We start from the raw sequence: 9,836 nt of genomic DNA, 5'->3' as shown, positions 1-9,836 counted from the left end.
CAGGGTTCAGGAGGTTCCTGGCGGTCAGCGGTTGGTACTTCACCTTGAATCATAGAGAATGCCAAATACTGAAGAATTTCTGATTTGAATTCCCAAAAATTCTCAGAGACAGGCACGTATTCAATTTCTTTTTTAATCCGCTTATAATCTCGATCGAACCATTGAAATAATTCCCCCCGATTTTGGGGAATTTGGTTCGTCTCTGGATCAAACACATCACAGAGCAGCTTCAACAGCAGGGGCGTTTCTGCCAGTTCTCGCAGGCGATCGCGCAATTGCCTCAACAACTGCTCCCCATGCTCTGGCAAATACTTACCCACAAACACGTTTATTTGCTCCGGCGATAGCGGTTTCATCTCCAACCGCTGGCCAATGCCCAAGTCACCACCCACCGCCAGATCTCGCGTGGTAAATACTATGGGCACCGAAAGATTATCTTCTCGATATAGCGCCAGGGCTTGTCGTCGCTTGTCCGTTGGTACCTCGTTCACCCCATCAAGCAGCAGGATCAATCGATCGTCCAACAACCAATCATCAATCTCCTCAACCGTTACCCGCTGTTTTGCCCGTCGAAACTCCGCCTGAATTAACTCAGGGACCGAACGATCAGCCTTCAACTGCACCAAAACTGGAATCGGCAAATTAGGGTCTTGTATGGCTTCCTCTGCTAAGGCCAGCACCAACTGCCGCAACGCTGTCGATTTCCCCGAACCTGGTCGCCCTGCCAGCAACACATGCTCCCGCTTTTCCCCTAGCGCATACTTCCGCAGCCCCGCCAGCACCGGAAACTGCTCAACTTTCTTCTTCTGCCTATCTTCCCCCTCCTGCCGTTCCACTGATCTAGCTTCCAACGGCAACAGCGCATCCGTCGGCGTGTACAGGTGACGCTGTTGGGAGTAGTGACTGACAACGGCTTGTAGATAAGGCTGAAAATCGATTTTCCCTATGCTGGAACCTGCCTCTGGCTGAGGTGCAGCATAGTTATAAATATGATTTTCGCCAATGTAGTTAGTGTTATTCGCCCCAGTGCGAGTTTGATAATTATGTCCCCCGAAGTTGGTCTGAATAATGCCCTCAGTCGGCGTCGGATTGACCAGCACATCACGCCAGCGGCGATCGCCCTCATGAAACGCCCGCTGAAGCTCCCGCAACTCCGGAAACTGCTCCAAAATCACCCGAGTGGGAATCGCCCCACCGCCCAGATCAAACCCAGCAGCACGGGTTTCCTTCACCATGCCACACACCTTGCCCGTTCTAAGATTCAGCAACGCCGCACCGCTGATTCCCGCCTCAATTTGTGCCCCTTGCAGCTTGAGCAACGGAGGCACGTCCCCCGTCAATCCTTCATGGACAGGACGCACAGGAGCACCCTGGGGATAGGACTTCAAATAGCCGTAGCTGTACAAAGCTTGACCGATCGCCACCGACTCCTCATCCAAAAGCACACAGGGATGATCAGGCAGGGGCTCAGAGAGTTTCAACAGCGCCAGATCAAGGGTTTCACCATCATCAGCTTTTGCCGTAGCGATCGCCGACAGAGACACCCCTCGCGCTGCATAGAACAGGGCGATCGGCGAATCAGCCGCCTTGCGTACCACATGGGCACAAGTGAGCACCCACCCAGACGCCACAAAAAAGCCCGTCCCCCAACCACCGGGGACAGTGATCTTGACCGTACACTGTTGCAGCAGATCCTCTAGCGGGGTCAAGGCTCACTCCTTCGTTGGCGCTTCCCACTCCAGTGTAATCTCTAAATTCTCTGGGTTAGAGTCTTTGAAGAGCGATCGCTAGGGCTCAGAGGCGATCGCTCATTCTAAGCTAAACTTCGCCGCCCCGTTAAGTGAACGGACGAGCTAAAAAAAGGTATTTAACTATCCAGTGTGATGAGATATGGTCGTTTGTGGGTAATAAAGGTAACAAACAGTGGATTTGGCTGGCATTAGATGTTGAAACGCGAGACATTGTCGGCGTGGATGGTGGCGATCGCCGTTGAGAGGATGCCCAAGGATTATGGGATGCGTTGCCAGGGCGTTGTTGCATGAAGGGGGGTTGAGGTAATGATCTGACGGAAGGCACCCAACAAGATTGCGATCTTGCATCCGATGAACAAACCGTCTAGCACCCTGATCTTTGACAGCGAACTAGAGTCGTTGCCCAGCATGATGCTCTCTGTAGCCAAGGATGCCTAAGGCTGAAGCAGCGTTGTAGCCTCAGCCAAAAGCAAAATCACCCTAGAAATATACAGGTAAGATACAGTTCATCATGAGACAGCTAGAGCACTCCCCTTCCATAGACCTGTAGCAGCTATCTCTCTGGCATACACAGAAAAATCTTTGGGTGGACGGCCCAAGGCACGTTGAATTCCATCAGTGAGGCGAGCGTTGCGTCCATCAAGCACGGTGGTAAATAGATAGTCCAACATCCAAACCACTTCTTTTGGCGCGCCGGATTCTTTGACGCCAGCTACAAAGGCCTCGTGAGGGATCTGAACATAAGTAATCTCACGGCCAATGGCGCTTGAGAGCTCGGTCGCAATATCAGTGAAGGTCATCAGGCGAGGGCCGGTGACTTCATAAACTTCTCCGGCATGATCGGCTTCCGTAAGTGCAGCGACGGCAACTTCAGCAATATCATCGACATCGACAAAAGGCTCCGGGATGTTGCCTGCCGGGAGCATGATTTGACCGGCCATAACCATATCGAGAAACGCGCCCTCTGAGAAGTTTTGATTGAACCAGCTAGCTCGGACGATGGTCCAGTCAACGCCGCTTGCCTGCACGATCCGCTCACAAGCTTGGGCTTCGGCTTCACCCCGTCCAGACAGGAGCACTAGGCGCTTAACGCCATGGCGTTTGGCTCGGTTCACAAAAGCCTGAATGGCATCGGTTGCACCAGGCATGGCAAGGTCTGGCGCGTAGTTGATGTAGATGGCTTTAACCTCTTGCAGACAAGCATCCCAACCGGCTTCATGGTGCCAATCGAAAGCTGGAGAGGCCGATCGCGAACCGATCCGGGTCGGCACGCCCTTCGCCTCCAATGCGGCAACGATCCGGCGACCTGTCTTTCCAGTGCCACCGAGAACAAGGGTCAGTCCTTTGGGGTTTTGGGTTTGATTGTGAATGATGTTCATGGCTTGCTTGCCTCAATGAGTTAACTGCAAGCCAACTATAGAAAGTTTGACCAAGGCATTTCTTGACACCTGCTGCCGAAAATTTGACCCCACGCGCCAATTTCAACTCAACCCGAGTTAGATTGGGGATTGATGCGGAAAGATCGTGGTGTTTGCCCCGACCAGCGCTTAAATGCTCGTGTGAAGGCACTTTGCTCGGAGAAGCCAGTCATGAACGCCACTTCAGCCAGAGAATAGTCGGTTTGCTGTAAAAGCCGTTCGGCTAACTGGCGTCCTGATTCATCCACCAGTGTTTGATAGGAATAGCCAAGATCTAACAGCCGGCGTTGCAACGTTCGCCCGCTCATGCTGAAGTGCCCTGCGACATCAGAAATTGTTGGAACGCCCTCACTCAAGCATCGAGAAACATGAATACGAATCCGTTGTTCGAGGGAGTTGACGTCTGCCAGCTTAGACAGTTCAGCCTCAAGGTGGGTATCAAAGAACTTGGAAATGCTTTCGTCGCCGAGCTGGTTCGCTGTTTGCAACGATTCATGGGAAACCAACAGGGCGTCTTTATCCGCATCAAAATGAACCGCACAGCCAAAATAGACTTCATGATTCTCGATAACGTTGGGCGCTGGATGCTTGAAATAAACAGCCAGCGGTTTGAACACCGTTGTGGAAACTTGTCGACTGATTGAGACGATGCTGGCGATCGTAGCCTCATTTGAAAGCCGCATACCCAGGCGTCGCTCACCCGCTCGATGTAAATGCATCAATGCTCCCTGATCCACCATTTCAACCTCATAGGTCGAAACGCTTGTCAACAAGCGGGCGTAGCGTTCTGCCCGCTCATAGGAGCCTCGCAGATTAGTCGCCGACTTCCAGGCCAGACCAAAGGCACCGTAATCATCACAGCGCATGGCTGCACCAGCTCTTAATGGTAGGGTCGTGCCATTGTTTTCAGCGATCGCAACCTGTTCCAGCAAGGCATAGTATGCTGTGTCAGACACCATCTGCGCGGGGTCAATGGGGTTGTCTGGCTCGATACCAATCGACCGCAACAAGGCATTCTTGTCGATGTCGTCTTCGGCTTCTCCAACAACTTTTCTAATGAATAATGACGTGATTTGTCCCATTCAACGAAGATATCTTTTTGCGCCTCAATATTCTGGTATCGGTGAGCGATAGTTTTTTAATTGTAACCACTTGAACCGGAAACTTCTGTTCAATGGGTGCAACCAGATAGTTTCACCCAGCAATATGTTGCATGAAGGTTCAGATCCTGTGGCTAGCGGTTTATCTCCTGATTCAGCAGCGCCGAAATTCCCAATTCTGAGCAGATAGGAGTGATCATGATTCCGTCACCAGACGGCGAAGTTGCGCCACGTCGCGCATTGGCGGTGCGCCGAAGTAACGCTTGTACTCCCGGCTGAAATGGGAGGCGTCATCGTAGCCAACACGGCTCCCGGCTTCTGCCGCATCAAGCTGCTCACTCAGCATCAGCCGTCGGGCTTCTTGCAGCCGCAGTTGCTTCTGAAATTGCAGCAGGCTCATCGCTGTGGTGGCCTTGAAGTGGACGTGGAAACCCGATGCACTCATTCCTAGTTCCGGTGCGATCGCCTCAATTTGAATGGGTTGATTGAACCGTTCTTGTAATAGTGCGATCGCTTGGGCCATGCGGTGAAATTGACCGCCGACTCTGGCAAGATGCTGCAGGCGACTACCTTGGGCACCTTTCAGCAATCGATAGGTGATTTCTTTTATCACGAGCGGAGCCAACATGCTGTAGTCGTCAGCCGATTCGGTCAATCGCACCAATCGCAGGGTAGCATCCAGTAGATCTGTGTCTAATCGGCTGACGTTCATAGCCTTGACATTGTACAAGAACGGTCGAGGATTGTTCTATCGGCTTTTAGGGAGTCATCCCTAAAATGTCTGTATGATGGCGATTTGAGTAAAATCTCAATAAAATAAAGTTGAAGTATCGCACTTCCATATCCCATGCTGGCATAGCAGCCGCCTCATCGTCAGAGCGTATGACGATTGAAATAAGCTTGCGTAACGCCAAGAGACTGAATCCTGACGCTACGCAGTTGTTTAAGCCTATCCATATGGCTTGATCTATGTCCGCTGATAGGACACCACATACTCCGGCACCTCAAGCTGAGGTAGACAGCGATCATCAACCACCGGAGCCGCCGCCGTCAGTTGTAGCGGAATTTCCCCTGCCCACACCGGCAGCCCATAATCCTCCGGCGCATCAATCGGTGGGCCGGTGCGTATCTTGGCTGAGGCCTCAGCGATCGGCAGGGACAGCACTAGGGTACCGGCCAGTTCTTGGGGGTTGGGGGGGCGCACCTCTGCCCAGCGATCGGGCACTACGTGATCGGTAAATGCTTTGAGTGCCGTCAGTTTTTCAGTCGGGTTATCCACCCGAGTTGCCGTGCCAAACAGCACCACCGAGCGGTAGTTCATCGAGTGGTGAAAGGCCGATCGCGCCAGCACTAGTCCATCCAGCAGCGTCACCGTGAGGCAGACATCCACCCCCTGATCTAGGGTGCGCAACATGCGGCTAGCGGGGGAACCGTGGATATAGAGCTTATCTTCCAAACGGCCATAGGCGGTGGGAATCACAAAAGGTTGCCCTTCGACGACAAAGCCGAGGTGGCAGACCAGTGCTTCATCGAGAATGTCATAGACCTGCTGGGAGTTGTAGCTGGCCCGCTGGGGGATGCGCTTGACTTGGGTGCGAGGGGTCGGTACAGAGGAGTGGGGCATGGGAAAGAGCTCCTAAAGGGTAGGGGATAGGGGAGGTTGGAGGAGAGGGGCGTTATAGAGTGGCGGGGAGGTGGTCGATGAGGGCTAGGGCAGTGGGGTGGGTTTGCAACGCGGTGACGATGGTGGGATGTGGCTCGGCATAGAGGTTGGGATAGTCCACTTCGCCGCGGTGAGGGCGGATGGGGTAGGCAAGCTGTTCGCGATTCCAGCAAAATTCTGCTTGCACCCCTGGTTTATTGCCCCGGGCATCTAGGCGCACCCAGCGGTTTAGCTCTGGTAGGTAGACGGCGTTGAGACCATGGAGGGTGAATCGGTCGGGCTGGGCATCGTCGAATACCAGGCGCTGGTAGCAAAGGCCGGTGGGAATGGCGCAACTGCGCAGCAGCGCCGCCAGCAGGTGGGCCTTGGCAAAACAGAAGCCGTGGTCCTGGTGCAGCACTTCGGAGGCGGTGCAGGTGACGCGATGGTCACCTATATCGCAGGTGTGGGAGATGCGATCGCGCACCCATTCGTATACCACCTTGATCTGCTCCGGAACCGAGGGAATGTCCTTGGTCAGGGATTTTGCTAGGGGCGGAATGGTCGGATGGTGCCAATCGATCACCGGTGAGGGAGCGAGGTAGTCCGCCAGATGGCTGGATTCTGGAGTTAGGGAAAGCTTCATGGGAGTTCGGTTGCGCTTAGATCGAGTTCCATCAAATTGCTGTCGCGGAAGCCTAGTCGCTGGTAGAGGGGGTGAGCCTTGGGGGCAGCATTCAGCACCACTTTGGTGCAGCCGATCGCTCGCAAATGCTCCACGGTGAGCCGGATCAGCTGGGAAGCGATGCCCCGATGGCGATACTCCGGCTCCACATAGACGCCCCAGATATAGCCGTACTGGCGATCGCTGGGGGAGATAATCCAGGGATACAGCCCGGCGAAGCGCTGCCCTCCTGCAGAGCCAATGATCGCCCCTTCTACCTCGGCTACAAAGGCCTGGTAGTGCAGGTGCTGGCGGGCGTGGGCGATGAACTCGGTGCAGAGGCTGGGCCACTGGGGCTGAATCACCGCATCGGTTATCCCCAAGTCGCGCCACATGCGGTAAAAGTGCTCGGCGATCACTCCGTCCTCTTGGGAAGTGGCGGCTCGAAAGGCTACGGCAGGGGTTGTCACCATGGGAGATGTCTTTCGGCTGGCAGAACTGGGGAATAGCACAATTACGACTGTTCGCCTAGCATAGACAGCAGATTGGTAACCCACAAGAGCCAATTCTGATAAAATCCACCAGTCCACTTTGTCCCTATGGAGTTCACCCTGCTACTCGATGCCCAGAGCCCGATGCCCTGCTACCAGCAGATCTACGCCGCCCTGCGCCAGAAGATTCTCACCGGCCAGCTCGCCCCGCGCCAGCGTCTTCCCTCCACCCGTGCCCTGGCCCAGAGCCTAGGGGTGTCTCGGGCCACCGTCACCCAGAGCTATGACCAGTTACTCAGTGAAGGCTATCTGCAAACCGTGGTCGGCTCCGGCACCTATGTGGGCGAACAACTGCCGGAAATCCTGCTTCATGCGCCCGGAGTCGAGCCAGTTCCCTCAGAATCACTGCCGTCCCTGGTACTTTCTGCCTACGGTCAACGTCTGGCTGAGGTTGATGCTGGGCCAAGTCCGGAACCCCAGACCCCGATCAGCTTTCGCTATGGTCGTCCCGCCCTCGACCACGTGCCCCTGGGGATTTGGCGGCAACTGCTGTCACGCCACTGTCGGCGGGCAGACTGGCTCGACTACGCCACCGACCCCATGGGCTATGGGCCACTGCGGGAAGCGATCGCCACCTATTTGACCCAGGCCCGCGCCGTGCAGTGCCATCCCGACCAGATTTTGATCACCAACGGCACCCAGCAGGCCCTCAGCCTGGCCACTCAGCTTCTGGTCTCCCCTGGCGATACTGTGGCCCTAGAAGAACCCAGCTACCTTAGTGCCCGCCGTATCTTTGCCAGCCAGGGGGCTAACCTCCATCCTATTTCGGTGGATGGAGAGGGCATGGATGTGGATACCCTGGCCCGGTTGACCAGACCGATTCGACTGGTCTATGTCACCCCTTCCCACCAGTTTCCCACTGGGGCAGTGCTGTCGTTGCCGCGTCGGCTAGCGCTGCTGGCTTGGGCACAGCGGCAGGGTTGTCTGATTCTTGAAGATGACTACGACAGCGAATATCGCTACGGCGGGCGACCCATTCCGGCGTTGCAGGGGTTGGGCAGCGGGCAGTCGGTGCTGTACCTAGGCACGTTCTCGAAGGTGCTGTTTCCGTCTTTGCGGATCGGCTACATGGTGCTCCCTTCGGCCCTAGTGCCCCTCTTCAGCCGGGCCAAGTGGCTGGCTGATCGCCAGGTGCCCACTCTGGAACAGGCGGTGCTGGCGGATTTTATCGCTGAGGGGCATCTGGAGCGCCACATTCGCCGGATGCGATCGCTCTACGACCAGCGCCGGCAGACCATGGTGACAGCATTGCAGACGCATTTTGGGAATTGCGCCACCATCTTGGGCGAAAATGCTGGGCTGCACATGATGGTGCGGTTCCAGACCAGCATCCCGGATGCAGAACTGATCGCTCGGGCAGAGCAGGTAGGCATTGGGCTGATCTCAGCCGCTCCCCAATACCTGGGGGAGAACCCCGGTCACGAGTTTATCTTTAGCTATACAGAACTGGATGAAGGGGCGATCGCAGCCGCCATGGCTACCTTGTCCACCATCATGGCGTAGAAGGTATGACTGGCTCTACAGATAGAGGACGTGCTGATGACCTTTGATGGCAGAAACTGCTGTTGTTAAGCCTGTTGCAGGTATAGGTGGTTGCAATTCTGGAAACAAATAAGATCAAACCATCCACCATGTAGCACAATAGATGTTAACCGCCAGCATCAGGAATCTTCCTGCTGTCGGTGATGTACTGCAATAGCTTTCTTTCCCATCATGCTAGGGCGATCGCTGCTCGTTCGTTGATTATGCCTTGTGCGACGGATTTGTATTTCACACCGGAGGACAATGCGCTGGAGGTGGCGCAGATGCCTAATGCAGAACTGCGGGTGATTGATTCGGTTTGGGGGCATTATGCCGGTGGCCCTGGCCGAAATCGGGAGGCAACGGCGATGATTGAAGCAGCGATCGCTGAGCTGCTCGAAGCTTAGGGTGGTTGGCTGTTTTGGGTGAATCTTGGAATCAATGGGAATCTACGAGTTCTTTGTCAGCTTCTGTACATCTGCTGCGTTGGGGTTGTTATGCCGCACCGTCACCTATTAGCCCTCAAGACTTGTTCAGCCATGAGTCTCAACTCTGGGAAGGTTGGAGAGACGATTATCTCACTGCCTCGGAACTGCTGAATTTCATACTCTTCATCCACTAGCGTACAGATAGAAAGGGTGGGCTGTTTGGGTTTCCCGATATGTCGAGTTCCCCCCAATCCCGCGTAGTCTGCAATCCAATATTCTGGGATACCTAACGCTGCGTAGTCTTCAAGCTTACGGGCATAATCATTTTGCCAGTTGCTACTCACAACTTCTGCCACAAATTTAATCGAAGTGCCTAGAGTTAAGATTGACTGGTCATGCCAAAGCGGCTCTTGGGTCAGTTCATCTTGATCAACGACTGCGATATCAGGACGAAATGCTGTCATGGCAGTGTTAGAAGGGCGCAGCAGTCCCCGCTGAAGGACAAACCAAGGTAGATCTGCTCTGTCGATTTGGACACAAATCTTCGTTGTTATGAAGGCTGCAACTTCGACCTGCAGGCCTGTTGGTTCCAAGTCGAACACCTCTCCGTCGATCAGTTCGTAGCGGTTATCGCCACCATAATGAGCGAGAAACTCGTCAAGGCTAAGTGGTTTCTGGTGAATTGCTTGATCGACTGCAATAGTCATGGGTCAACCAGCTCTATCAGTACCTCAAGTCTACCAAATTGAGTATGTAACATG

10 protein-coding genes and 1 pseudogene are annotated in these 9,836 nt (G+C 54.5%); 3 read left to right on the top strand and 8 right to left on the bottom strand.

Features of this window, described 5'->3' with window-relative positions; translation table 11 throughout:
* Positions 1–1,709: trypsin-like peptidase domain-containing protein (locus tag V6D20_25160; protein HEY9819071.1), on the bottom strand; the 1,709-nt coding region annotated here is incomplete at its 3' end.
* 158 nt (positions 1,710–1,867) lie between these two features.
* On the opposite strand from V6D20_25160, the pseudogene V6D20_25155 reads away from it, so the two are divergent.
* Positions 1,868–1,990: pseudogene (locus tag V6D20_25155) on the top strand (IS1 family transposase).
* A 270-nt stretch (positions 1,991–2,260) separates the two neighbouring features.
* Here the strand turns inward: V6D20_25155 and V6D20_25150 are convergent.
* From V6D20_25150 to V6D20_25125, 6 genes are all read right to left on the bottom strand, one after another.
* Positions 2,261–3,130, bottom strand: coding sequence for an NAD(P)H-binding protein (locus V6D20_25150; GenBank protein ID HEY9819070.1), 870 nt, complete (start codon positions 3,128–3,130; stop codon positions 2,261–2,263).
* Positions 3,131–3,237: 107 nt separating this feature from the next.
* Positions 3,238–4,251: an AraC family transcriptional regulator gene (locus V6D20_25145; GenBank protein ID HEY9819069.1), complete on the bottom strand. Its 1,014-nt coding sequence runs from the start codon at positions 4,249–4,251 to the stop codon at positions 3,238–3,240.
* Positions 4,252–4,465: 214 nt separating this feature from the next.
* The gene (locus V6D20_25140) at positions 4,466–4,981 is read right to left on the bottom strand and encodes an AraC family transcriptional regulator (GenBank protein ID HEY9819068.1); all 516 of its coding nucleotides are present in this window, start codon (positions 4,979–4,981) and stop codon (positions 4,466–4,468) included.
* A 255-nt stretch (positions 4,982–5,236) separates the two neighbouring features.
* Entirely contained in the window at positions 5,237–5,893 is a 657-nt protein-coding gene (locus V6D20_25135) for a pyridoxamine 5'-phosphate oxidase family protein (protein ID HEY9819067.1), read from the bottom strand.
* A gap of 52 nt (positions 5,894–5,945) precedes the next feature.
* The gene (locus V6D20_25130; GenBank protein HEY9819066.1) at positions 5,946–6,557 is read right to left on the bottom strand and encodes a transglutaminase family protein; all 612 of its coding nucleotides are present in this window, start codon (positions 6,555–6,557) and stop codon (positions 5,946–5,948) included.
* Positions 6,554–7,048 (bottom strand): GNAT family N-acetyltransferase, encoded by a 495-nt coding sequence (locus V6D20_25125; GenBank protein ID HEY9819065.1) that lies wholly within the window; start codon positions 7,046–7,048, stop codon positions 6,554–6,556. Before V6D20_25125 ends, V6D20_25130 begins: the two co-directional genes overlap by 4 nt.
* 126 nt (positions 7,049–7,174) lie before the next feature.
* Between V6D20_25125 and V6D20_25120 the strand changes: the two genes are divergently transcribed.
* On the top strand, positions 7,175–8,629 hold the full coding sequence (locus tag V6D20_25120; protein HEY9819064.1) for a PLP-dependent aminotransferase family protein: 1,455 nt from the start codon (positions 7,175–7,177) through the stop codon (positions 8,627–8,629).
* Positions 8,630–8,811: 182 nt separating this feature from the next.
* A complete protein-coding gene (locus tag V6D20_25115; protein HEY9819063.1) occupies positions 8,812–9,054 on the top strand; it encodes a hypothetical protein in 243 nt (80 codons plus the stop codon).
* 101 nt (positions 9,055–9,155) lie between these two features.
* On the opposite strand, the gene V6D20_25110 is transcribed toward V6D20_25115, so the two are convergent.
* Complete coding sequence (locus V6D20_25110; GenBank protein HEY9819062.1) at positions 9,156–9,782, bottom strand: Uma2 family endonuclease; 627 nt, start codon at positions 9,780–9,782, stop codon at positions 9,156–9,158.
* Positions 9,783–9,836 lie beyond the last annotated feature (54 nt).

Source organism: Candidatus Obscuribacterales bacterium (assembly GCA_036703605.1).
Taxonomy (GTDB): Bacteria; Cyanobacteriota; Cyanobacteriia; order RECH01; family RECH01; genus RECH01.
The sequence above is the reverse complement of the archived record's forward strand: the minus strand, read 5'-3'. Positions and strand labels throughout refer to the sequence as shown.

Bases quoted from the DNA above. Each gene is read 5' to 3' on its own strand.
- V6D20_25120 (HEY9819064.1), top strand. From the start codon at position 7,175: ATGGAGTTCACCCTGCTACTCGATGCCCAGAGCCCGATGCCCTGCTAC.
- V6D20_25130 (HEY9819066.1), bottom strand. From the start codon at position 6,557: ATGAAGCTTTCCCTAACTCCAGAATCCAGCCATCTGGCGGACTACCTC.
- V6D20_25115 (HEY9819063.1), top strand. From the start codon at position 8,812: ATGTACTGCAATAGCTTTCTTTCCCATCATGCTAGGGCGATCGCTGCT.
- V6D20_25135 (HEY9819067.1), bottom strand. From the start codon at position 5,893: ATGCCCCACTCCTCTGTACCGACCCCTCGCACCCAAGTCAAGCGCATC.
- V6D20_25145 (HEY9819069.1), bottom strand. From the start codon at position 4,251: ATGGGACAAATCACGTCATTATTCATTAGAAAAGTTGTTGGAGAAGCC.
- V6D20_25125 (HEY9819065.1), bottom strand. From the start codon at position 7,048: ATGGTGACAACCCCTGCCGTAGCCTTTCGAGCCGCCACTTCCCAAGAG.
- V6D20_25150 (HEY9819070.1), bottom strand. From the start codon at position 3,130: ATGAACATCATTCACAATCAAACCCAAAACCCCAAAGGACTGACCCTT.
- V6D20_25140 (HEY9819068.1), bottom strand. From the start codon at position 4,981: ATGAACGTCAGCCGATTAGACACAGATCTACTGGATGCTACCCTGCGA.
- V6D20_25110 (HEY9819062.1), bottom strand. From the start codon at position 9,782: ATGACTATTGCAGTCGATCAAGCAATTCACCAGAAACCACTTAGCCTT.